Below are 23,091 nucleotides of genomic sequence, written 5' to 3'. Positions count from 1 at the left end.
TCAAGAATTTGAGGGTAAACAATTTAATGGTCAGACCTCTCCATTATTTTGTATGATAACGGTTAAGGGTTGAATCACCCTGAACGTTAGGACAAGAGATAATGCGCGTGATCAAAATACACACTCTGATGAATCACTTGAAATGGGGAGTGGGATTTCTTTTCTGTTTTGCCCCCGTCTGTGCTGCACCTGTTTTGGCGCAGGAGCCTTTGTTCTCTGATGCTTTGATATTATCAATCGATGATGGTGTTCTGGATCGTGATGAATATCGCCAACTGAAGCAGCACTATTTCCAAAATAGTGCTTTGCCTGGTGAGGAGCAGCGACTTTCCAAACATTTTTTTAAGTTTATTTCTAAACACAAACAGTTTATCAAGATCAATTATGGCTTTTACAAAGGGAGTCAACAGAACCCTGTCCGTTTGGATTTTGTATTTGCACCCAATTATACTGAAAATGATCAGGTTCCAGGCAAAACCTGGCAGGAAGTTTTATCCCATATTTCTCAAAATGATACTTTAACAGAAACACAGCAGGACTCGTACCGATGTGGAGCCGCAGCACTTTTGGGGGCTCGTTTTTTATTAAAGCAAGATTTTGCTTCTGCCTTTGAATTGCTAAGAGTACCCTTGCAGGCTCCCCGTCCCACATACCGGGAAATGCATCTTGCTCAGGAGCAGCTTTACAATTATGCCAATACGGATGGCAGTCCAGGATTGGTATCCGCTGTCAGGTATGTGGTTTATTCGGATGGAAGGATTGCCAAACCTGTTTCCGAAGGTGAAATTCAAAGAGGGGCAGATTTATTGCAATTAAATCTTGAACCCTTGATCGGCAGTACCCGTTCAACCCTTTACCGGCGCAAAGATGTGGTTTTAAGATTTTGGCGAAAGAATCCACAGGCGGTTTTATTGATTGGTGTTTATTTGGATGAAAAGTCTGGAGAAATTTATCCACCTTCAAAATCAAAGGTACAAAACCATTTTATTTTGGTTTTTCGTCAAAATTCAAATGTATTTCTTGTCAACAGTGGTGTTTCCGATAATGGCGGAGGAAAAGCGATCAGGCAGTTGAACAGCACAGAATTGAATGCCTTCGTCTTTTCCACACAGGCAACTCTTCAAGGTGCAACCTTAAGAAGCGAATAATGTGCAAAAGAAAAACCCTGGTTTTTCACCAGGGCTTGCGTAGAGAGTAATTAAAAGAAATTCTGTTCTAAACGTCGAGATCTGCTGCCGTCATGGGCTGATTGAACTGAACGTCAGGTAATTTCAACGAATAAACCAGTTCAGAACCGGCATACATTTCATGAATGCGAACAAAATAGGTCTCCATATCGATTCCCAGCAATTCTTTGGTAATTGTAGGATCAAAATGATTGGTGGCTTGGTATTCCAGAACGGCAACGGGTCTACCATTCACTGTGGTTTTTCCTAAGAGTTTGGGATTGAGTTCAGGACGAATCAGACGGCTGACAATTGCCAGGGTATCGACTTGATCCAAACGGTAACCACGGCGGGAAGTTACTTTATCATCACTCATGGGCAGAGTCATTTTCATGAAACTCATCGCACCACCGGGACGACCGGTGATAGAGTCAATGCCACTTTTATAGGTTAATTTTGCACCCTTGTAAAGACTGTTGCTGTGATCGATAATTTCAAGTTTGCTGTTGCCAGGTTTTTGAAAAGTAACTTTAATCTTCGCTTTGACAGGGCCTTTGCCAGCTTTTGTTTCAAAGACATCCGCCATGGCCCGGAAATTTTGGATTTGCTCAAAGCGGGCCTTTGTTTTTTCTAAAAGGCTTTGGGTTGGAGAGACTGAGGGGGCTGTAGCTTTGGGAGCAATGGCTGCAGAGGCTGTTTTGGTAGGAGTGGCAGCACGTTTAACCGTTGCGGTTGAGGCGGTATTGGTTGTTTTTCTGGCGGTATTTTGAGCAAGAGGAGCGTTGATGGCACTGGCTGACTGGGAGGCTGTGGTTGAAGCGAAGGAAGACATCTGTGTATTGTTGGCTGTGGCGGTTTGTGCGTTATAGGCAATCGCCCCAGGTTGTTGATAAAGATTTTGTTGATAGTTCGTTCCGTAGGCTCCTGTTTGAGCGCCATAGGCTCCTGCACCGTATGCGCCAGTCTGGCCCATCATATAGGGATTGTAAGCTTGGGTTTGCATTTGGCTGCCACAGGCAGTTAAGAGCATCAGGGCGGTACTTGCTAAAAATGTCTTTCTCATGAATGGATTCCTCACTTCTCTTTACGCTTTCGATACTTATGTTATGCGGAATAAAATGAGAAACTTTCTGAAGATAAGACTAGGGTTTATTTAAGCTTAAATTAAATAGGATTTTTGTGAGTTTCAAATGAAAAAACGGACTGTCGTTTGGCAACAGTCCGTCAAAATTTTGAATTTGTTAGTATTTAACTGAATTTATCAAAAATCAAACCTTGATATTGTCTGATATGTTCCTGCATTTTAATTATTTCTCTTGCGGGAATTTCACGTATTACCTTGCCGGTATCACGATCAAACAATTCTACGTAATAATTATTTGAGGAATCAACCGGCTGAATATTCAGACCGATAGAAAGAGGTTTAATGACCTCATTTAAATGAGAAGTGGCTTCTTGTAGAGATTTTTTTTCTTCAGCTGTCAGGGGTTTTTTTTCTTCCTGAGATGCCTGGGTATATGCTGGAAGCGCTTGGGACGTTGGATTTCCATTTTGTCCTATCAGTGTTTGTTTTCTAAGCAGATCACTTTCTAAGGTCGAAATTCCTGAGACATTCGATATTTCTGTCATATATTCCTCCATGAATTTTGACAGTGCTGCTTTTGCCTCAATTACAGAATGGAAAATGATTTAAAAAAGAGACAATTGCACATAATACACAATATTATTTTATCACTTAAATGAATAAGTGGTCAAGCAACTTAAATTATTTGATTCTATGAAAAATCAACAGAATCTACCCAATAAAGCAGATTCTGTTGATAGTTAGTTAAAGGAATTAACGACCGAGCAGACTGAGTGCTGACTGTGGAGCAATATTGGCTTGGGTCAGAACTGCGGTGCCGGCCTGAACCAAAATTTGTGCCCGGGTCAGATTGGCAGTCTCCATGGCGATATCTGCGTCACGAATGCGTGATTCAGAAGCTGTCAGGTTCTCGCGAGATACCTGGAGATTCTGAATCGTGTATTCAACACGATTCTGGAACGCCCCAAGGCGTGAGCGAACCGTATTGACGTAATCGAGAGCCGTATCCACTGCTCCAATTGCATTTTGGGCTTTTACGCGGCTGTCTTCATCATTTGTGCCAAGAATATTGATGGTTTCAAGACGCAATGCTTTTCCGCGCAGATCTTGAACACCCATTTTCAGGAACTGGCCTTCATTGGCGCCGACGTGGAAGGTTAAGCCCTGATCGGTGGTGACAGCTGCACGGCGAGCCGTAATTTGTACCAAGGCTGTTTTGCCAATATCATTCAATGAAATATTGCTGGCGTTAATAGCAATGGAACCAATGGTGGTACCGCTCACTGTCAGGTTGATGGAGGTGGGGTTGGTTGCGGTGGCACCCAAATTAATGGTGGTAATGACCCCATCCAAAGACGAGCGTACTTCCAAGGCTACGCTGACAGGAGAGGTTGCATTTGTTTGCCAGGAAACAAATTTAATTTGGAAAGCTGTATCGAGGGTTGCGCCCGTGACAGAAACATTTGCTGAACTAATGAAATCATTAAGAACAGGTACAGTAACTGAAGTATCACCGACACGTACATTTTGCTTGATTGAAGCAGAGGCATCTTCAGCAAATGTGGCCTGTGCGATCGAGCCATCCAATAATTTACGGGTATTGAATTCAGTTGTTTCTGCGATACGGGTAAGTTCCACACGCAATTGGTTAATTTCTTCCTGAATTTTGGAGCGGTCTGAATTAACCAAGGTATCGCCAGCTGCTTGAATGGACAGCTCACGGATACGTTGCAAAATCTGAGAGGTTTGATCAATGCCGGATTCTGCAGTGGCAATGAGGTTCACTGCGTCTTGTGAGTTTGCAATCGCTTGTGTAAAGCCCTTGATTTGAGTGCGCAGCTTTTCTGAAACGGCCAAACCCGCAGCATCATCTGCTGCACGATTGATTCTCAAGCCTGAAGAAAGTCTTTCGAGGGTTTTGTTCAACTGTTGATTGCTGAGCCCCAGATTGCGCTGGGCATTGAGAGATGCAATATTCGAGTTAATACGAATAGCCATAAAACGTGTTTCCTCCTTGAAACAAGTACTTAATCCATTAAGTAATTAAAAATAGCAGTGTCCCGTCAGTGGTCCACTGCTGATAGCATATCAGGATTATGACACGAAAATCAAGTTATTTTTTATAATGCTCTGGGTCTCCTTGGGGCGGGCCGGGTTAGTTGAGCTTGTATTGTAATATTCTCTACATAAGAAGGTCTTGAAATTTAGAGCACTCAGTTGGTAAGATAAGCACGAGAAAAAAGTCCGTAAGTTTTAGAAATGACTCAAACTTCATGTTTTTACCCAGAAATTTCTCAGTACTCCAACCATAACATCAGTTTGGTTGGGGGTGTAGAGAAATGCGTCTCGTTGAGGCGTCATGAGTTGATTTCTCTGGCTTTAATTGTATACCAATAGTATGGTGGCGAATAAAAGACGGGTCAACTACAGGCTCTATTTCAACTCTTGTAAAGAATACATAATGCCCATTTTGTGGGAGAGAGAAAATAGGGACAGTTAAATGAGAGTCCGCGTTTTTCAGATTGCATTGATCGAAGATGATCTTGCCTTTGCTTCGGCACTGCAAGAGCTGCTTGAAATGGAAAATTATCAGGTTTTTCATGCGGCTACTGGAGCCCAAGCGTATGCTTTACTACAGTCGCGGTCTTTTGATCTGATTATTTCTGATATGAATTTACCTGATATTCAAGGCATACACCTGATGAAGTTTATTCAAACCCAATTATTGAATCAAACGCCCTATCTTTTTCTTTCTGCCAAAAACGAAGAACTGGATATTGTCTTGGGCTTGGAGTTGGGGGCTGAAGATTATATTACCAAACCTGTTCAGGCCCCTGTTTTATTGGCTCGTATTCGCAAAATCCTTCAACGTTATTATCCTCTTTCACCCCAGCCAGAACATCTCGGACTGAGTTTTAGAGCTTTAAATTTGATTCCTGAAACCCGACAGGTTTTTTGGCAAGAAAATGAAATTGTATTGTCTTGCTTTGAGTTTGATTTACTGGAATATTTGATCCGACATTCGCATCAGATTTGTTCGCGCGGGCAGATGCTCATGCAACTGCGTGAAGCGGGTACTCAAATTTCAATTCGCAATATTGATTCTTATATTATGATGTTAAGAAAAAAACTGAAAGCTGCAGGAGCTGATGTGGATTTAATTGAAACCGTTCGTGGATTGGGCTATCGGCTCAAAAATTAAAGGACAAACTGGCATTGGTTGCCTCCTAAAGCTTCTGCCTGTTGGCAGGCTTTTTGGGCGCTGTTGAGCAGATTTTCTAAGTTTAGAGCATTGTGAGGATAGAGACTTATTCCTGCACTTAAACCAAAACGGTGCTCTTGTTTAAAAATTTGAAAAGGTGACTGCGTCTGTTGTTGAATAAGTTCGAAGGTTTGCAAAAGATTTTGGGGATTTTGTATGTGTAGCAGTAAGCAGAATTGGTTAATACCAAGATAAAAGAGATTTTTTTGATTTTCATGAAAATAGGCTCTTAAGCGATTGGTCAACGCTTTCATTAAGGCCCGGCCCAGTGCCGGTGTGTGCCCCGCTGCACTGTTTTGAAAGCCTTCCAGTTGAAAAAAAATCAGGGCCAGTTTCTGTTCCTGACGGGTAATTTGCCAGAATGCCTGTTCAAGAGCCTGTTGGTTGGGCAAACCTGTCGTCTCATCTCGGTAAGCTAAGGTTTGAATTATCTTTTCTTTGGCGTCTAATTGTTTTTCAACATACTGATGCAGATCTTCTGTTTTTTTTAAACGACTTTGAACAGCCTTGAGCAATTCCTGAAAGGTAAACGGTTTAGTGAGATAGTCATCTGCTCCCAGATTCATGCCTGCCCGCATCTGATGGCGGGCCGACATGCCTGTTAAGAAAACAAAGGGAATATGAGCTGTTTCACTGTTTTTTCGGAATTGTTCTAAAACTTCGTAACCGTTCATTTCAGGCATCTCAACATCGCAGAGAATAATGTCGGGATGATAAGATTGTAGGCATTCCAAAGCCAGACGGCCATTATTGGCAGTGGTGACCTCATAGTCCTGATCTCTCAAAAATTCTGCCACCAGTTGAAGGATATGGAATTCGTCATCGATAGCCAATACCTTGGGCATGGAGTTTTCCTCTTTTTATTCAGGTTGAGTAAGAGTTTAGCGGCTGAGTATGAAAAAAATATGGAGGATTTGTGTTGAATTTTTTTTGTGCTACATATTGCCTCCATACTCATCGGATAAAATGAGTGAACAGCAAGACCCTTATATTTTTTGAATCAGCATAGCGTAGAGGCCAGTCTTTATGAATTTTTCCTTGAACATTTCTCAAAAAATAAATGCATATTTTCAAGGTCAACTCTCGGAAGTAGAATTGATGGCCGATGACGATTTGGCTGAATTTTTGCAGGTTCTCCAAAAAGAGGTTCAGTATCCTTTTTCTCTGTCCTCTGGATTTAATCTGCCGCCCCATGGCTTATTAAAAGGCCTGCATGTCAGCGGCCTTCCATTGCTGGTAACAGACACCAGTGGAACGATTCAATACGCGAACCCAGCATTTGAAAAAATGACAGGCTATGCTCTGACTGAAATTTTGGGAAAAAACCCGCGTATCTTTCAATCGGGCTTGACCGATCAGACCATTTATCAAAAATTGTGGGAATACTTAGAGAGAGGAGATTTGTGGCAGGGAGAACTGCTAAACCGCAAAAAAAATGGGCAGCTTTATTGGGAGTGGGCCTTTATTGTTCCGATTAAAGATGCACAGGGTAGGTCTTCGCATTATTTGGCGGTCAAACAGGAGATCACTGAACGCAAACGCCTGGAGTCGGAATGGCGTTACCAGGCGATTTTGCTGAATAGTCTGAGTGATGCTGTGCTTTCAGTTGATCTTGAAATGACGGTTTTGAGTTGGAATCAAGCCGCTGAGCAATTATATGGCTGGAGTTCAGATGAGGCGATAGGCCAGAATTGGCTTGAATTACAGCCCAATTGTGTATTTACAGGCACTTCGCGGGATGATGTTTTGCAAGCTGTTTTAAAAGCGGGAGCCTGGAGTGGGCGTGTGACGCAGGCTCACCGTATGGGGGCTGAAATTCCAGTTTTGGTGACCTGTTCACAATTGCAGAATTCTCAGGGTGAAGTGGTCGGTCTGGTGATTATTAATCGAGATCTGAGTCAGCATGAAGCGCTTCTCAATGCATTGCAGACCAGCCAAGAACGTTTTTTTCAGGTGACCAATACGCTTCAGGAAATGGTCTTTTGTTATGATATGGGGTCTCAAAAAACAAGTTATTTGAACCATGCCGCTGAGCAGCTCAGTGGGATCCCCTTTGGACAACTTGAGCAAAATTTTTTAATTTGGCAAAAATATCTGCATCCAGAGGATCTGCCTGGTTTTCGTGAATCTTTTCAAAATTATCTTACGAAAAATCCCACAGGGGTATGGGAATATGAATTTCGCTTTATTCGACCCGATCAGCGCATGGTCTGGTTTAGCAGCAGTGCGCGAGTGAACCTTAATGCTGAAGGTCAACCCATAGAAATTTGGGGTATTACCAAAGATATTACCCTGCGTAAAAAGATTGAGGCTGAATTGATCCAATCAGAAAAATTTGCCTATGGGATTTTAAATGCTCTGGGGGCCCATATCTGCGTCTTGGATCGGCTGGGTAACGTGATTATGACCAATGAAGCCTGGGATGCGTTTTCAAAATTCAATCAGGGGGAACATGATTATTTGGGCTGGAATTATTTGGATGTTTGCAAAAAAGCCACTCTGAATCAGGCTGCAGAAGCACAAGCTGTATTCAACGGAATTAAGGACGTTTTATCCGGAGAGAAAAATGCCTTTGTCATGGAATATCCTTGCCACAGCCCAGCTGAAAAGCGATGGTTTCAGATCCAAGTGCATCAATTGGATCAGGACGATGAAGGCCGGATTGTGATTTTTCATCAAAACATTACCCCTCAGAAACAAGCCCAGGAAAATTTGCGCCTTTTTAATGAAGATTTAGAGGCTGAAGTTGCACTTCGAACCGAGGCGCTGAACAAAAGTTTGCTTGAAACCAAGGAACTCAATCAACAGTTGATTTTGGCTAATCAAATGAAAGATACCTTTCTTGCCAATATGAGCCATGAATTGCGCACGCCTTTGACAGGGATTTTGGGAATGTCCGATCTTCTCTCTCAACAAGTATTGGGGGGCTTGAATCCCAAGCAATTGAATTCAGTCAACACCATTCGCAACAGCGGACAGCATCTCTTGAATCTGATCAACGATATTCTCGATTTATCAAAAGTTCAGGCTGGTAAGCTTGAACTTCATCCTGAAGAAATCCTGCTTTCTAACTTGGGGCAAGAAGTGCTCAGCCTGATGCGCCCTTTGGCTGATGATAAAAACATCTGCCTGGAACTTCAGATTGAGCCTTTTGATTTAAAAGTTTGGGCTGATTTAAGAAGTCTCAAGCAGATTTTGATCAATCTGCTTTCAAATGCGGTTAAATTTACCCCAGATAGTGGCAAGGTCGGTCTGCATGTCAAACTTGCTGGACGGAATGTTTTACTTATGATCCAAGATACGGGCATTGGAATTGCTGCAGAGGATCTGGATAAGCTGTTTCAACCCTTTGTTCAGATTGACAGTGGATTTTCGCGTAAATATGCAGGAACGGGTTTGGGCTTGAGCCTCGTACATGAACTCGTAGCCGCACATGGAGGGAGAATCGAAGTTTCCAGCAGGCTTGAGAAGGGCTCTTGTTTTTCGGTTTATTTACCAGGCAACGAAAAAACGGAAGATCAGGAATCGGAACATTCCGAAGCTCTTTTTACCCAATCTGATTATTCAGCACAAGCTAAAGAGGGGCGACCTCTGCTGCTTCTGGTGGATGATAACCCCGTGAATATTGAAGTGATTCGCTCTTTTTTAGAATATTTTGATTTTCAAGTTTGTACGCAGACTTCTCCACATCAAGCCCTAACTTGGCTGGAGTCGCACCGCCCCCATTTGATTCTGATGGATATACAAATGCCTGAAATGAGTGGCATTGAAGTCGTACAGGCTTTTCGTCAGTTTGAAAACCCTGATCTGCTCAATACTCCCGTGATTGCCTTGACCTCTTTGGCCATGGCGGGAGATCAGGAACGAATTTTGAAAGAGGGGTTTGATGATTATTTGAGTAAACCCGTTGATTTTAAGCTTCTCTGTTCTAAAATTATGCACCATTTAAAAGAGCCTCACAAAGGAGAGCGAGCATGAATATTCAAGTCTCTGCATCTTGTGCAGAGAATGAAATCAAGGCCTTTGAAGATGCATGGTTGCCCTTTGTTCAAAATCAAGCTTCTTGGCCACAGTTTCTTCTGATTTTTGCGAGTGTGGGCTATTCGATTGAAAACTTGAGCCAGGTCTTGAGCCAATTGCCAGCAGAAATCCAGATTTTGGGCAGCACCTCCTGTTTGGGAATCATGACTCAGCAGGGATTTTTGTCTGCACCCACAGGAAATCTGGGACTCTTGGGATTGTATGATTCAGAAGGAAATTTTGGCGTGGGTTTTGCTGCTTTCAAGTCTTCTGTTCGGCAGGCGGCCCAAGCGGCCTTGGAAAGTGCGATTCTTGCGGCTGAACGCTCTGGAGAAGTGCCTGATTTGATTTGGGTCAGTGCATCACCTGGCGTTGAAGAAGAAGTGATCAAGGGCATCACAGAATGTGTAGGGCCTTTGGTTCCCATCGTGGGAGGAAGTGCCGCCGATGATACGGTTTCAGGAAATTGGCGTATTTTTTCAAGGGGTTTGGTTCTCGAACAGGGACTGGGAGTGGCTGTTTTTTATTCCTCTGCCCGGATTCTATTTGCTTTTCACAGTGGTTATGAACCCTCTGGGGAAAGAGCATGGGTGACTGAGGCCAGAGATCGCATACTTTATAGCTTAAATGGGAAACCTGCCGCAGAGGTTTATCAAAATTGGATTGGAAGGAAACTCAGTTTAGATGCTCCTTCTCAGGAATCCAATATTCTGGCTCAGACCTCTCTTTTTCCTTTGGGTAGATTTGTGGGGAAATTGGGATCGATTCCTTATTTTCAACTTTCTCACCCTGAAAAACTATTGCCAGGTGGAGCACTTACGCTGTTTTCAGATATTCACCAAGGTGATGAAGTTTGGCTGATGCGAGGAACATCCGACAGTCTGTGTCTGCGAGCCGGTAATGCGGCAAGTTTGGCTTTGTCAACCCTGGATAAATTCAGCTTGAAGCAGATTCGAGGTGCTGTGATTATCTACTGTGCAGGTTGTATGTTAAGTATTCAGGATCGGATGGCTGAAGTGATTGCCAGTCTTGAGTCTGTTTTGGGAAAAATTCCATTTTTAGGGGCTTTTACCTTTGGTGAACAGGGCTGCTTTCCTGGGGGAGAAAATCGTCATGGCAATTTGATGATTTCAGTGGTGGTGTTTTATGAACCTGAATGAACCTGAATTCATGAGTCAAGAACGCTTGTGGGAGCTTTTACTGGAGCTTGAACAAGCTCGTAATTGGGAGCGGGAACTTCGGCAAGAGTCTGAGACCTTGCTTGAAGGATTAAAAGTATTGGCCTTGAGTAATCGGAGCGAAAATGTTTTTCCTCGTCTATTACAGGTTTTACAGGTCTATTTGGGATTTGAGCGAGCCTGGGTTTTGCTTGCTCATTCAGATGAGCAAATGTGTGTGATGGCTTTCAGTGAGGAAGCTGACTGGAACCAACCATTGAGTCTTGCACATTGGCCCATCGGTCGGTTTTTTAAGCGTTTAATCAAAGGCAAACCAAGCGTTGTGTATGATGTATTGCAAATTCCAGAATGGCAACACCTGCCTTCTGAGTTTCTGGCTGAGATTGGATCTGCTTTGCATATTCCCTTGCCGGGTTTGCAACAGACAGCCCTTTTAATTGCTGTTCACTCACAAAAATCTGTTTTTGGGCCGCGTCATCTCTCTTTGGCTGGACACTTATCCTTTTTGGCTTCTCAGGCCTTGCGGCAACTTGAGTTTCAACAAGAGCTTCAGCGTCTGAATCAGGAGCTGGAACTGCGGGTCTTGGAGCGAACACAGGAATTGGAAATGGCCAATCGTGCATTAAATCAGGCTGCGCGTTTGAAAGATGAATTTTTGGCCAATATGAGTCATGAGTTGAGAACGCCACTCACTGCCGTTTTGGGCTTGACGGAACTCATTTCACGTGAAATTTTGGGGCCACTGACCCCAAAACAGAGCAAATCTCTGGGGACTATTCAGGAAAGTGGCAAGCATCTTTTGAGTTTAATCAATGATGTGCTTGACCTTGCCAAAATTGAGGCCGGGAAAACAGAACTTCTGCTCGAACCTGTTAATCTTCAAGAATTGGGCAGTTCAGTGGTTGAAATGGTGCATCAATTGGCTGAAAATAAACATATTCGAGTGAGTTTTTCTTGCCAACCGTTTGATTTACAAGCCTATTTTGATGTTCAAAAACTCAGGCAGGTTCTGCTCAATTTATTGAGTAATGCAATCAAGTTTACTCCAGAAGAGGGGCAGGTAGAACTGAAGATCGAAGAGAACAAGCTCAGTCATGCCGTTATTTTTTCAGTTAAAGATACGGGCATTGGAATTGCAGAAGCGGATAGAGAACGTTTGTTTCAGCCTTTTGTACAGATCGATAGGGGGCTTTCACGACGCTATGGCGGAACGGGATTGGGGTTGACTTTGGTCAAAAAAATAGCAGACTTGCATGGGGGCTGTATCCAGGTTGAAAGTCAACCTGGACAGGGCAGTTTGTTTCAATTGATATTGCCCGGCGATAAAACTGTTTCTCACCCGGTTTTGAAGTGTGAACTTGCAGAAAAATCAGAAAAAGCTAAAATTTTGGTGGTGGATGATCATTTGGCTAATTTGGATCTATTCAGTGAATACTTGCAATTTTTAGGATATCAGACTGTTTTGGCGCATGGAGGAGCAGATGCTTTGGATTTGTTGAAAAAGGATTTGCCAGCTTTGATTCTAACAGACATTCAAATGCCTGAGATGAGTGGGCTGGAGTTGATTGAAAAAATAAAAGCACAGGATCATTTGCTGAAAATCCCTATTGTGGCCTTGACTTCACTGAACATGCCCTGGGAAAAATCAGCCATTATGAAAAGTGGAGCAGATTTTTATTTGTCAAAGCCTGTCGATTTGAAGGTTTTACAGCAAATTCTAAATTCTTATCTGGAGAATAATTTGGGTGAAAGATAAAATTGAAATTCTGGTAATTGAAGACGAGCCAGTGATCCAACAGACTTTGGAAGCCTATCTGGATGCCTCAGGATATACCTTTGCGATTGCAGGCAGTGCTCCTGAAGCTTTTGAGCTTTTAAGGACATTACGGCCTGAACTTTTTTTATGTGATATTATGTTGCCAGGCATGAACGGTTTTGAGATTTGTAAAGTTTTGAAATCAAATCCAGACTTTTCAGATATTCCACTTATTTTTTTGACGGCCCTGCATCGCTCTGAGCAAATTATCCAAGGCCTGGAAGTGGGGGCTGTCGACTATGTGACCAAACCCTTTAATTTTTCAGAACTTGAAGCCCGTATCAAAACGCATCTCGAACTTTTTCGTGGCAGAAAAAAACTGCAGGAATATACTCTAAAATTAGAGTGTATGAATGCGGAAAAAGATCATTTTTTAGGGATTGCAGCTCACGATTTAAAAAACCCTTTGGCAACCATTCTGTTAAGAGCACAGATGACGCAAATGAAATCAACCTCGATTTTGCCTGAGAAGCTTGAATCTTCAATGCAGCAAATCTGTGATGATGCCCAACGCATGTTGGATATTGTAACCAACTTACTAGAGTTAAACCGTTTGGAGACAGGCTCGCTTGAACTTCAGCCAGAAATGCATGATTTAAAAGATTTGTGTCAAACACTTTTAGAAACTTGGCAAACAAGAGCTACGCAAAAGAAAATCTCATTGATCACCTCATTTCCTGAAAATCCTGTGCGTTTCCTGGTCGATAGAAGTGTGCTTATTCAGATTTTAGATAATTTATTATCCAACGCTGTCAAATATTCTTTTCCAGAAAAGCGTATCTGGTTTTCTCTCTCTTTGTCTGAGCAGGAACTTGTCTTCGAGATCAAGGATGAAGGACCCGGTTTGACCGAAGAGGATCAGAAAAAATTATTTAAAAAATTTATGCGACTCTCTGCCCAGCCAACCGGAGGTGAAAGTTCAACAGGATTGGGTTTGTCCATTGTGAAATATTTGGCAGAGCAATTGGGGGGAAAGATTGGCTGTGATTCTCAATCAGGGCTTGGATCCTGTTTTTGTCTTGTTTTACCGTTTTCAGATAAAGGGGTTGATAATTGATGAGTAAAATCAGAAAAATATTATATATTGATGACAATCAGAGCTATTTACGTTTGGTCATTGACTTGATGGAGGATACGGTTGTTGAGGTATTAACGGCTTCAGATCCGCATGAGGGTCTGAGAATGGCGATGGTAACACCCCATCTGGACTTGGTTCTGTTGGATATTGATATGCCAGGTTTAACCGGAGTTGATATTTTGAGTCAGTTGCGTGGGTTAAAACGAACCTCTCAATTTCCTGTGATAATGCTCAGTGCCCGTCAGGATCTTGCAACCATAAAAGAAATTCAGTCGTGGGGGGTTAGAGATTACCTTTTAAAACCATTTCCCTTGAGTGATTTGATTCAGCGGATCCAATTTTATCTGGGACGTGATATCTTTGAAAGATCACTGTATGCCTAGACCAACAGTTTATGAATATCCTGGGTCTGTTCGGGGCAGCAAGTGTTGCTTTTCAATGAAAATTCACAGTATGATGATTCTATAAATCCCGCAAGAAAGCAGTATTAAAAAGTGGTTCAGGTATTGCAAGTTGCTTCTTCCTCACAACCCTCCTCTGTCGCTGGTGCTATTGCCGGTGTGATCAGAGAGAGAAAACTTTGCGAGCTTCAAGCGATTGGAGCTGGTGCAATCAATCAAACAATCAAGGCCATTGCCATTGCCCGTGGGTACCTGGCTCCAGCGGGTATTGAATTGATGTGTACCCCCTCTTTTGCCGATATTGAAATCAATGGCGAAGAGCGCACAGCCATTCGTTTTAAAGTTGAAATTAAAAGCTAAATTTAAACGCCGCTGTCACGAATTCTTGGGTCAAGCCCAAAATAGCTCATATCTACGAGCAGATTGATCATGACAAAGGTAAAGGCAAAGATCAGAACACAGCCCTGAACGACAGGAAAATCACGGGCATTGACAGCATTTACTACATAGGAACCTAAGCCGTTCCAGGCATAAATGGTTTCTGTTAAGACGGCCCCACTGAGAAGCAATCCCAATTGTAAACCTGTGATTGTGGTAATGGGGATGGCTGCATTGCGCAAAGCGTGGTGCAAAACCACGCGTATTTGGGAAACTCCCTTTGCTTTGGCTGTTTTGACATAATCCTGTTCAAGCACTTCAAGCATACTGGCTCGGGTCATGCGGGCAATAATGGCCGTTGGAACGGTGGCCAGGGTAATGGCAGGCAAGATTAAGTGGTGTAAAGCATCAGCAAAGGAGAACAGATCTTTCGCGAGCAGGCTGTCGATCAGGTAAAAGCCAGTAATCGGCTCCAGATCATTGATGATACTTAAGCGGCCCGAAAGGGGAACCCAGCCCAATTGGGCTGAAAAGATCATCATCAAGAGCAGGCCCAGCCAAAAGATTGGCATTGAAACGCCCGTCAGGGCACCCACCATGCTGAGATTATCAATCCATGAGTTTCTATAAACCGCAGCGAGAATGCCTACGGAAATTCCGATGAACGCTGCAATCAGCATGCTCGTGAAGGCCAACTCAATTGTCGCAGGGAATTTTTGGCCAATTTCAACCAGAACGGGATTGTTGGTGACAATCGAATCTCCTAAGCTGCCTTCGGTGAATATCCGTGCTAGATAACTGAAGTATTGCACTAAAAAAGGCTTGTTCAGTCCGAGTTGTTCACGTAAACGCTCAAGGGCTTCTTGAGTTGCACGTTCGCCCAACATCAATTGGGCTGGATCTCCAGGAATCAAACGCACCGAAATAAATACGATAAACGAAACACAAAGTAAAATCAGGGCCATCAGGCCCAAACGGCGTAAAAGAAACCGGAAAATCACTGAGCTACCTCACTGTTCAGGCTGTGCAGTCGCATATAAGCAAGCACAAAAGCCGATGAGGGGGATTGAACCCCTGGCCTGCTGTTTACGAAACAGCTGCTCTACCACTGAGCTACATCGGCTTGTTTTCTCGTCAGGAAGTCATTTTCCTGTAGAGATGGAGTGTATTTTAACATACCCTGTTATCCACGACCACGGTTTTTAGCTTTAAAACTCAGTTTGCGGTGCAGAGGTTTTGGGGGGCGCTGTATTCCTGTGATAAAGAACGATACTCAGCAAGAGCATCAAAACGACCTGAATGCGGAGATCTGCAAGAGGATAATCAAAGCAGCAAAAAATGGCAAGTGCGATCCCACTCGCTTGGATCTCAGGGTGGGGTCTTGCCGATTTAAAAAGCAGCAAGAGCAGAAACACCAGGCTCAGACAAAAAAACAGACCACTTTCGACGGCGATCTGTAAGAGTGCCAAATGCAAATGGGCTGTTCCACGATCTGCGATTTGATAGAGAGGATAAATCCAGTCAAAATTTAAGATGCCAATGCCAGAAAACCAGTTTGCTTCCAGCATATGCCAACCCGCCAGCCAGATTTCACGTCGCAGTTGATTGGTGCTGTGTTCAGCCCGAAATAGGCTTTCCAGGCGAGTTTGAATCGCAGGATGCATCAAAAGCAGGAGAATGCTTCCGATCCAAGTAAAACTGATGCGACGTGTCAGCGGCGAAATCAACATCCAAAGCAGAGCTGCACAGGCTCCTAACCAGGCCGCCCTCGAAAAACTCACGATCAGGGCCATCCAGAGAATTGCGGTGATGACCCCATAGCCCAGGCGCAAAGAGCTGTTTTTTTGCTTGGCTGTTTCACTGAGCAAGAGTGGAATACCCAAGCTCATCAGCAGCCCAAGCAAATTGGGGTTGAGAGCAGGTCCCCAAGCCCGACCTTCAGCTGGATTTAAACTGAAGTCGATGAGGGCAGGATGATCGAAAATGGGGAGAATCAGGGCTTTGATTTCTCCATGCCAGTTGAGAAAATAATTTGCGATCCCAATCAGAGCCAGGAGTGTTAGCCCTGCAATCAGGCTTTGTCTGAGCTGCTGAGTATTTAAAACACCGGTACGAAGTTTTTTGAGCAGAAGGTAGCAAAAACCCATCGGCAGAAGATAATGGCTGATAAAACCGGCAAGATGGAAAAGGGGGTTTGAAGCATTGAAAAGAGGCAGGCCGCTGAAAAGGCAAAGCAGGAGCAGCAGTTTTTTTTCAAGCGGGCTGAGAAAAGGAAGGGAAAGCGAAGGCCTTTCTTGAGGCTGTGGTTTTTCGAGCAGGAGCCCCAACACAAAAATGAGCACGCCTGGAAGTGAAAAAACGGGCAGAAAAAAGAGCGCTATTCGGGTGAACATTGAGGGCAATCCGCGTATTTATCCCAACGATTGTAGCTCCAAAGCCATTCTTGAGGGTGTTGTTTGACCATGGTTTCAATTTGATCATAAAGTGTTTGCATCAGCTCTGCTGAGTTTTGAAAGTCTTGGGCCTTCAGGCTGGGAAAAAATTGAATCTTATGGGTGAAGCCCTCGCGAAAGGTAAACACAGGGACGATCTCTGCGCCGGTTCTGCGGCTGAGGAAATCAGGGCCTTCGGGTATGGAGACCCTGTGTCCCATGAAGTCACCGATCAGCGTTTCGCTTTCGCCGTGCTGATCAATGACCAAGGCCACAATTTCATGGTTTTTGAGGGCCCTAAAGATGGGCCGTAAGCCACTTAAACTGTCGTTATAGCAGGTTTTTACATTTGCAAATTGACGAAAACTGGTAAAGAGTGTATCAAAGGCTTTGATACTGGGGCGTTGTACCAGGGTCGTAATGGGTTGGCCTGTTTGTCCAATGAAGGCCGGAATCAGTTCCCAACATCCATAATGGGCTGAAACCAGTATCACGCCTTTGTTTTTGAAATAAGCTTTGAGAAAGTGATGAAAACCAAGGGTCTGCCAATCGAGCGGGGAGGTGTTTTGTTTAAACAGCGGAAATCTTAAAAATTCAGCCAGCGCAAAGGTGAGATTCTGAATGTGGCGGTGGGCAAGTTTATCTGCTTCAGCTTGGGAGCAGTTTAAACCGGTGATGAGATTGGTTTGAATATAGCGGCGATGGGGGGTTAAACGGTAGATAAAAAAGAGAAAGCCGGCAACTCCATGGGTTAACCATAAGAGTTGCCGGTTGGAAAAGGTACAGGCCAGGGTGCTGAGACCCCCAATCAGAAGATTCAGCACAACCTGACTGTTTTAGACAGACTGCTCTACAGGAGCTTCTTGGCTTTCAGCAGGAGCATCGGCTGTTTTCGCCGCTTCTTCTGCCTGGCTCAGTTCTTCAGAGACAACGATATCGTTGTTTTCCATGACCCAATCGATGATCTTGAAGCTCAAGAGTTCATCCATCAGAGCAACCATGCGATTTTCCTGTTCAAGTTGGGCTTTGACCTGCTCAACAGGAATTTCATGCGTTTCAGCCAGTTCCTGAATCTCAGCATCTACTTCTTCCTGGCTGATGCTGATGCCTTCTTCACGGGCAATGGCACCCAGAACCAGGGTCGTTTTAATGCGCTGACGTGCAGTTTCTTTTAGTTCTTCACGTTGCATCCAGTGCATCAGAGATGCGCGCAGAGTTTGTTCGCCCACTTTGGCGTTGGCCAATTGAGAACCTTCACTCATTTGCCACATGGCATAGAGTTCACGTTGCAGCATGGAGTCAGGGATTTCAACCTGCGCATTGGAAACCACTTTGTCCAACAATTTTTGTTGTTTCTGAACTTCGTTTTGTTCTTCAATGGCTTCAGAAAGTTCTTTGCGAATCCGCTCATTGAGCTCTTCCAGATTTTCAAGCTCGCTGTGAACGGTGCTGGCGAAGTCATCATCCACTTCAGGCAATTCAACTTCTTTGATTTCATGCACATGCACATCAAAGTGAATTTGCTTTCCACGCAGATCTTCGACGTAATAATCTTCTGGGAAGGTCAAATCAAAAGATTTTTTCTCATCGACATTCAGTCCCACCACATGATCGGAGAAGCCTTTTACAAAGCTGTCTTCACGTAGTTCCAGGGTCATATCTTTGGATTCACCCAGATCAACGGATTCACCTTCAATGGATGCATCGACATGCAAGGTCATTAAGTCACCCAATTGGGCCGGACGATTATCAACGGGCAGGAGAACAGCATGTTCCCGGCGCAGGTGTTGGATCTGTTCGTCGATTTTCTCGTCAGTCAGGGTTTCTTCGGAAGGAATCGCGGCAGTTAAGCCCTTATAATCACCCAAAACGACTTCAGGACGGACTTCAACAATGGCCTTGTAGATAAAATCTTTGCCGATTTCGGCCTGAACGGCCTCGATGACGGGTTCAGCAATTGATTCAATCTGTTGTTCAGCCAGGGCTTGATGATAGGAATCACCCATGGCGCGCTGAAATAAATCGCGCTTGACCTGATCTGTATCCAGATTTTGCTCTACCAGATTCAGGGGGACTTTCCCCTTGCGGAAACCTTTCAATTTCAGGCTCCGGCCATAATAATTGAGGGCTTGATGGTAGGCTTCTTCAAGAGGTTTGCCCTCTAATGCAACTTCCAGATGGATTTTATTTCCTTCTTGCTTTTCGACAGTAACTTTCACAGTTTCCTCCGATTTGTCGACATTGATTTGCTGTACAGCAGCTTACGCGGTCAGGGACCGACCGGTATTCTCAGGGTTTTTCCAGATTTTCCGCGTCAGGGTTGTGCACAATCGAAAAAAGCTGTCGCAAAATTCATATGACAGCTCTTATACAGTTTAACTCCAATTGCCCCTGAGTGCTATGGTTTGGAATCAGGATAGCGCAGGAACCTGTTTTTAGCCTCTCCAAACGGTAAAAAACAAAACTAACAGAACAGGCATGAGAAAGAGCATGACCATTGCGCTTCGGCGATCGATCCGGCGGGATTGACGGACATCGCGTTTAAAGCTGAAGTAAACCCATACGGTTTCAATCAGGGCACACATCACCGAAAAATAGGCAAGGTAATAGACCCTGTCGGTTAAGGTGAGGTAGCCCACAGGGGGAAGGGTCTCATTCAGCACCATTTGTAAGGCAATCAAGCTTAAGAGTCCTGTTACTGCAATTTCTACCCGCGATTCGAAAAAAGAAATCGGGATAAAAAAGATGACGCCAACCATCACCAGGATGATTAAAACGGGGAGAAAGAGCTTAAAGAGATGCAGATGGCGGGGGTGTCTTGAGATAAACAAACGGAAACTGACGCGGCTATAGGTATTTTTTTTCATCGCAGGTTGACCAAAACGCGTGTCATAGAGATGTGATGAGCCAATCACATCAAAACGAATCGGTTTCCAGCCTTGAATAAAAAGTTCAGGGCTGACTTTAGAGTCGATGGTGTCTGGAATGTATTGAATCACCTTTTCAGGGTGGGATTTGTCTTCCAGCTGAATGGTCAGAGTTTGTTCATCCAGGGGATAGGAGCTGAAATTTAAAGGGCAGTGCAGCTCATATTCCATGTGCAATTCTTTGTATTTATAACCATCGGGTAAAATACGCACTTCTTCATTTTCAGCAACAATCGTAGAACCCCATTTTTCATAGGCATTCATGATTTCATAGGTCTCAGTGGGGTCGATGGGCCCCTTCCAACGAAACCAGATATAAAAATCCATCCAATAGGTATTTTGTTTGAGATCCAGATTGACGACCCGATTTAAATAAAAACCGACATGAACTTTCTGGGGGGAGCTTTGTAAATCTGCAGGCAAATTGGGAACCGCGCGTGCAACAGCTGCATGACTCAGGAAAACACTAAAAACGAGTAAGAGGAAAGACAGAAAAATGGACTGTTTTTTCAAGGCTTAAATCGGGTACACCTCTTGATTTTGATTGCGTAGCTTCATTCATGAAGTCACAGTATAGCACACAAAAAAAAACTGCCTATGGGCAGTTTTTTGAATAAGCTGAAAGTGGGCTGAAATCTAGTTTACTGCGCCACCTGTTTGGGTCATTAAACGACCGGGTGCAAATTTTTGTACGCGTTGATTTTTGGTATCGGTCACATAGACAAAACCTTCGTTATCAATCGCAATTCCCCAGGGGGCGTTGAACTGACCATTGCCAGTGCCAAAGCTGCCGAACTCAGACAGGTAGTTGCCCATGCTGTCGAAGCGTTGGATACGGTTATTGCCACTGTCTACGACATAGATATCGCCGTTGCGGTTATCAATTGCAATATCGGTGGGATTGCTGAAAGAAGCAGGTTGTACGCCGCCGATTCTGCCAAAAGAGAGGGGAAGACGGTTGCCGTAGCGATCAAATTTTGAAATGACCTGACCTGCAGGAGCTGCTGCATTGACAACGAAGATATCATCGTTATTGCTGGTTGCGATACCGCGCAGGCCGGTTGCAGGCATCCGCATCAGGTTGGCAACACGGATATTCAGGCTGGAGTCAAACAACATCAGGGTGCCGTTGCCAGGATCAGAGACCACGACATCGCCGGTGCTCAGAACTGCAACGTCATAGACTTCATTCATATTGTTTTCAATATTGGTCAGCCATTGTCCTGCAGGACCATAGCGACGAATCAGGCTGTGACCGGTATCTGCAACGAAAACATTGCCACCGGCATCAACGGCTACGCCATTGGGGCGACGCAGTAAGCGCAGGAAATCCAGGCTGGTGATACGTGCGCCGAAAGAATTGATAATGCCGCCTTCACCATTCAACTGTTTGACTTCACCATGATCATAGGTGATCACTCCACCTGCGCCGACAACATCGACAACATAGAGGTTGCCACTGCCAGGTGCCATTGAAATGCCACGGGGTTGGGTGAAATTATTGAAAGCACGGATAAAACCGTTCACAGAAGAAGCGCGGAAAGGGACCATTTCGATGGTTTGTTGCAGGGTAATGGTGGTGCCAGCTTTCACTTCGGCAATAATTTGATTGTTGCCATTGACGTTGGTATAGTCATTGCGACGTACGCTCAATACCTGACGGCCTTGGGGAATGCTGGAGAGTGTAAAGTTGCCAGTGGCATCTGTTACCGCAGTACGTGCGGGACGAACACCCACGATTTCAACCTGAACGCCGCCGATACCGGCTTTGGTCAGAGAATCAACGACTTTGCCCATGACAGTGCCGGTGGGCAGATTGCTGTTGACGGCTGAGTCAATATAAGGGTTGGGGTTAATGGAACCAAGCGTGTTGTTATAGCCAGAGACACCTGGCTGACCATAGGAGTCCATGTATTGGGTATTGCCATAGCTGACTTGTTGGGGGACATAGGGGGCATAGGCTGTCTGGGAGGTGCCGCAGGCTGTGAGCATCAGAGTCATTGCTCCTGCTGCGAGGGAAGCCAGTTTATTGAGCTTGCTTTTCATAACCTTTACCTTTTAACTCTCTATCGTTTCGCTTTGATAGTTAGGTTATAGAATTTATCCGGGAAAAACTTACCTAAGTCCAATTTAATATTATGTTAAAAACAGGGAAAGACTTTTTATTTATTCTTTAACGCTTTTTCTAAGAAAATAAACGAGATTTCAGTTTTGCCCAAAATCCTTCTGGAGTCTTGTTCTCAGCTTGTTGTTGCTGTTGTTTGAAAACCGTGACTGCCAAAAGTTTGATTTGTTTTTCAACCTGATCAATTTCATTCTTAGTCACCAAAGACGCCGATTGCTGATCGAGACGTGTGGTTTGTGTGTTGAGTAGATCTTTTAAACTGTTGAGATGGGCTTCAAGATCTTTTACTTTTTCTTGGTGATTGCTGCGTTCTTGTATGAGTTTTTCTTCGAGAGCCAGTTGTTTTTCTTCCATTTGGCCAATTAGATAGGTACTCTCGCTGTAACGTGAGGCCAGGGCTTGATAATTTTCTACCAATTGGACATAGGTATGGGTCATTTTTTGTAAATCTTTTTGCAGAATGGCTTCATGCATATTGTTTTGAATGGTTTGCAATGCGCCCATGCCTTGTTTTGAGTCTGAAACAAGAGCAGGCAGCACAATCTGTGTAGCGGCATTGTTGCTGGTTTGGGCAACGGCTTCTTTGGGCTGAAAAGTTTCTGTTGGGCTTGAAGAAGCTGGGTTTTGTGTCATTATCTCAGTGGCCGGGCCGTAAATTCCCAACCGTTCCTGGCTGCTCAGATCTGAACGGATCACAGGGGGCGTGATATTGGCAGATTTCAGATCTTCAGGGTGAAAAGTTTTTTCGTGCGCTGTTTTGGGGTGGGCGGGCGTGGCTTGGCTGCCTGGTTCAGGCAGGCTGGCCTCAGAAGGAAGCAGAGCGGCCAAAGCCAGGCGAATTTTTGAAAAACTCTGACCTTCTTTGCGAAGTTGTGCAACCTTATGAAAAACAACTTGCCAATCTTGATTGAAGACAAGCTCATCATTTCCATATTTTGGAATTTTAAGGTTGAGGTTGATTTGCCAACTGCGGATAATGGCGGGGGTGACTCCCAAATCTTCAGCCAAAGAAGCAATGCTTTGCATGTCAATTAAGACCCTTTGTTTACTTTTCCTATTGTAGCAAATCATGTTTCAATATGTACGTTCGACACAAAATTCGCGTGAAATCCATTTGCCCTAAACATATTTTTATTTTATGTTAATCAAAAGATAAATAATTTTGCTTCAGTTTCCACTTGGAAGGGCGCATATAATAATTATCCAGATCGCGTAGAGATTGAA

At 44.1% G+C, this 23,091-nt stretch carries 19 protein-coding genes and 1 tRNA gene; 8 read left to right on the top strand and 12 right to left on the bottom strand.

Going from position 1 to position 23,091, the window contains the following annotated elements; genetic code table 11:
- Positions 1-101 precede the first annotated feature (101 nt).
- Positions 102-1,148, top strand: coding sequence for a hypothetical protein (locus COW20_02745; protein PIW50435.1), 1,047 nt, complete (start codon positions 102-104; stop codon positions 1,146-1,148).
- A gap of 67 nt (positions 1,149-1,215) precedes the next feature.
- Here the strand turns inward: COW20_02745 and COW20_02740 are convergent, their stop codons facing one another.
- The 3 genes from COW20_02740 to COW20_02730 all read right to left on the bottom strand — a co-directional run bounded on the left by COW20_02740 (position 1,216) and on the right by COW20_02730 (position 4,248).
- A complete protein-coding gene (locus COW20_02740) occupies positions 1,216-2,229 on the bottom strand; it encodes a hypothetical protein (GenBank protein PIW50434.1) in 1,014 nt (337 codons plus the stop codon).
- Between the two features lie 185 nt (positions 2,230-2,414).
- Entirely contained in the window at positions 2,415-2,807 is a 393-nt protein-coding gene (locus COW20_02735) for a hypothetical protein (GenBank protein PIW50433.1), read from the bottom strand.
- 196 nt (positions 2,808-3,003) lie between these two features.
- Positions 3,004-4,248 (bottom strand): flagellin, encoded by a 1,245-nt coding sequence (locus COW20_02730; GenBank protein PIW50432.1) that lies wholly within the window; start codon positions 4,246-4,248, stop codon positions 3,004-3,006.
- Positions 4,249-4,750: 502 nt separating this feature from the next.
- On the opposite strand from COW20_02730, the gene COW20_02725 reads away from it, so the two are divergent.
- Positions 4,751-5,452, top strand: a complete 702-nt coding sequence (locus COW20_02725; GenBank protein ID PIW50431.1) for a DNA-binding response regulator — start codon at positions 4,751-4,753, stop codon at positions 5,450-5,452.
- Here the strand turns inward: COW20_02725 and COW20_02720 are convergent.
- Positions 5,449-6,357, bottom strand: coding sequence for a hypothetical protein (locus tag COW20_02720; GenBank protein PIW50430.1), 909 nt, complete (start codon positions 6,355-6,357; stop codon positions 5,449-5,451). The genes COW20_02725 and COW20_02720 overlap by 4 nt on opposite strands.
- 181 nt (positions 6,358-6,538) lie before the next feature.
- Here COW20_02720 and COW20_02715 point away from each other — a divergent pair, with 181 nt between their 5' ends.
- The 6 genes from COW20_02715 (at position 6,539) to COW20_02690 (ending at position 14,365) form a co-directional block, all read left to right on the top strand.
- Complete coding sequence (locus tag COW20_02715) at positions 6,539-9,490, top strand: hypothetical protein (GenBank protein ID PIW50429.1); 2,952 nt, start codon at positions 6,539-6,541, stop codon at positions 9,488-9,490.
- Positions 9,487-10,692 (top strand): hypothetical protein, encoded by a 1,206-nt coding sequence (locus COW20_02710; protein PIW50428.1) that lies wholly within the window; start codon positions 9,487-9,489, stop codon positions 10,690-10,692. The genes COW20_02715 and COW20_02710 overlap by 4 nt, the downstream gene beginning before the upstream one ends.
- Positions 10,679-12,466, top strand: a complete 1,788-nt coding sequence (locus COW20_02705) for a hypothetical protein (protein PIW50427.1) — start codon at positions 10,679-10,681, stop codon at positions 12,464-12,466. The genes COW20_02710 and COW20_02705 overlap by 14 nt, the downstream gene beginning before the upstream one ends.
- Positions 12,456-13,583 carry a hypothetical protein gene (locus COW20_02700; protein ID PIW50426.1) on the top strand — a complete coding sequence of 376 codons (1,128 nt, stop codon included), beginning with the start codon at positions 12,456-12,458 and terminating at the stop codon, positions 13,581-13,583. The genes COW20_02705 and COW20_02700 overlap by 11 nt, the downstream gene beginning before the upstream one ends.
- Positions 13,583-13,987: a response regulator gene (locus COW20_02695; GenBank protein PIW50425.1), complete on the top strand. Its 405-nt coding sequence runs from the start codon at positions 13,583-13,585 to the stop codon at positions 13,985-13,987. Before COW20_02700 ends, COW20_02695 begins: the two co-directional genes overlap by 1 nt.
- 111 nt (positions 13,988-14,098) lie before the next feature.
- Entirely contained in the window at positions 14,099-14,365 is a 267-nt protein-coding gene (locus tag COW20_02690) for a stage V sporulation protein S (GenBank protein ID PIW50424.1), read from the top strand.
- Positions 14,366-14,367: 2 nt separating this feature from the next.
- Here the strand turns inward: COW20_02690 and COW20_02685 are convergent, their stop codons facing one another.
- From COW20_02685 to COW20_02650, 8 genes are all read right to left on the bottom strand, one after another.
- Positions 14,368-15,381, bottom strand: a complete 1,014-nt coding sequence (locus tag COW20_02685; GenBank protein PIW50508.1) for a peptide ABC transporter permease — start codon at positions 15,379-15,381, stop codon at positions 14,368-14,370.
- A gap of 53 nt (positions 15,382-15,434) precedes the next feature.
- A tRNA-Thr gene (locus COW20_02680) sits at positions 15,435-15,506 on the bottom strand.
- An 85-nt stretch (positions 15,507-15,591) separates the two neighbouring features.
- Positions 15,592-16,776, bottom strand: a complete 1,185-nt coding sequence (locus COW20_02675) for a hypothetical protein (protein PIW50423.1) — start codon at positions 16,774-16,776, stop codon at positions 15,592-15,594.
- Positions 16,761-17,639 (bottom strand): hypothetical protein, encoded by an 879-nt coding sequence (locus COW20_02670; protein PIW50422.1) that lies wholly within the window; start codon positions 17,637-17,639, stop codon positions 16,761-16,763. Before COW20_02670 ends, COW20_02675 begins: the two co-directional genes overlap by 16 nt.
- Positions 17,640-17,651: 12 nt before the next feature.
- Complete coding sequence (tig, locus tag COW20_02665; GenBank protein ID PIW50421.1) at positions 17,652-19,061, bottom strand: trigger factor; 1,410 nt, start codon at positions 19,059-19,061, stop codon at positions 17,652-17,654.
- A 189-nt stretch (positions 19,062-19,250) separates the two neighbouring features.
- The gene (locus tag COW20_02660) at positions 19,251-20,255 is read right to left on the bottom strand and encodes a hypothetical protein (protein PIW50420.1); all 1,005 of its coding nucleotides are present in this window, start codon (positions 20,253-20,255) and stop codon (positions 19,251-19,253) included.
- 123 nt (positions 20,256-20,378) lie between these two features.
- A complete protein-coding gene (locus COW20_02655) occupies positions 20,379-21,788 on the bottom strand; it encodes a hypothetical protein (protein PIW50419.1) in 1,410 nt (469 codons plus the stop codon).
- Positions 21,789-21,927: 139 nt separating this feature from the next.
- The gene (locus COW20_02650; GenBank protein ID PIW50418.1) at positions 21,928-22,938 is read right to left on the bottom strand and encodes a hypothetical protein; all 1,011 of its coding nucleotides are present in this window, start codon (positions 22,936-22,938) and stop codon (positions 21,928-21,930) included.
- Between the last annotated feature and the right edge of the window lie 153 nt (positions 22,939-23,091).

The sequence above is a fragment of the bacterium (Candidatus Blackallbacteria) CG13_big_fil_rev_8_21_14_2_50_49_14 genome (genome assembly GCA_002783405.1).
In the GTDB taxonomy this organism is placed as follows: Bacteria; Cyanobacteriota; Sericytochromatia; order UBA7694; family UBA7694.
This window is presented reverse-complemented; position numbering and strand designations above follow the sequence as displayed.

What these genes read in the sequence shown, in the direction of transcription:
- COW20_02735 (PIW50433.1), bottom strand. Translation starts at nt 2,807, where the DNA reads ATGGAGGAATATATGACAGAAATATCGAATGTCTCAGGAATTTCGACC.
- COW20_02730 (PIW50432.1), bottom strand. Translation starts at nt 4,248, where the DNA reads ATGGCTATTCGTATTAACTCGAATATTGCATCTCTCAATGCCCAGCGC.
- COW20_02695 (PIW50425.1), top strand. Translation starts at nt 13,583, where the DNA reads ATGAGTAAAATCAGAAAAATATTATATATTGATGACAATCAGAGCTAT.
- COW20_02725 (PIW50431.1), top strand. Translation starts at nt 4,751, where the DNA reads ATGAGAGTCCGCGTTTTTCAGATTGCATTGATCGAAGATGATCTTGCC.
- COW20_02650 (PIW50418.1), bottom strand. Translation starts at nt 22,938, where the DNA reads ATGATTTGCTACAATAGGAAAAGTAAACAAAGGGTCTTAATTGACATG.
- COW20_02655 (PIW50419.1), bottom strand. Translation starts at nt 21,788, where the DNA reads ATGAAAAGCAAGCTCAATAAACTGGCTTCCCTCGCAGCAGGAGCAATG.
- COW20_02710 (PIW50428.1), top strand. Translation starts at nt 9,487, where the DNA reads ATGAATATTCAAGTCTCTGCATCTTGTGCAGAGAATGAAATCAAGGCC.
- COW20_02715 (PIW50429.1), top strand. Translation starts at nt 6,539, where the DNA reads ATGAATTTTTCCTTGAACATTTCTCAAAAAATAAATGCATATTTTCAA.
- COW20_02740 (PIW50434.1), bottom strand. Translation starts at nt 2,229, where the DNA reads ATGAGAAAGACATTTTTAGCAAGTACCGCCCTGATGCTCTTAACTGCC.
- COW20_02720 (PIW50430.1), bottom strand. Translation starts at nt 6,357, where the DNA reads ATGCCCAAGGTATTGGCTATCGATGACGAATTCCATATCCTTCAACTG.
- COW20_02705 (PIW50427.1), top strand. Translation starts at nt 10,679, where the DNA reads ATGAACCTGAATGAACCTGAATTCATGAGTCAAGAACGCTTGTGGGAG.
- COW20_02675 (PIW50423.1), bottom strand. Translation starts at nt 16,776, where the DNA reads ATGTTCACCCGAATAGCGCTCTTTTTTCTGCCCGTTTTTTCACTTCCA.
- COW20_02745 (PIW50435.1), top strand. Translation starts at nt 102, where the DNA reads ATGCGCGTGATCAAAATACACACTCTGATGAATCACTTGAAATGGGGA.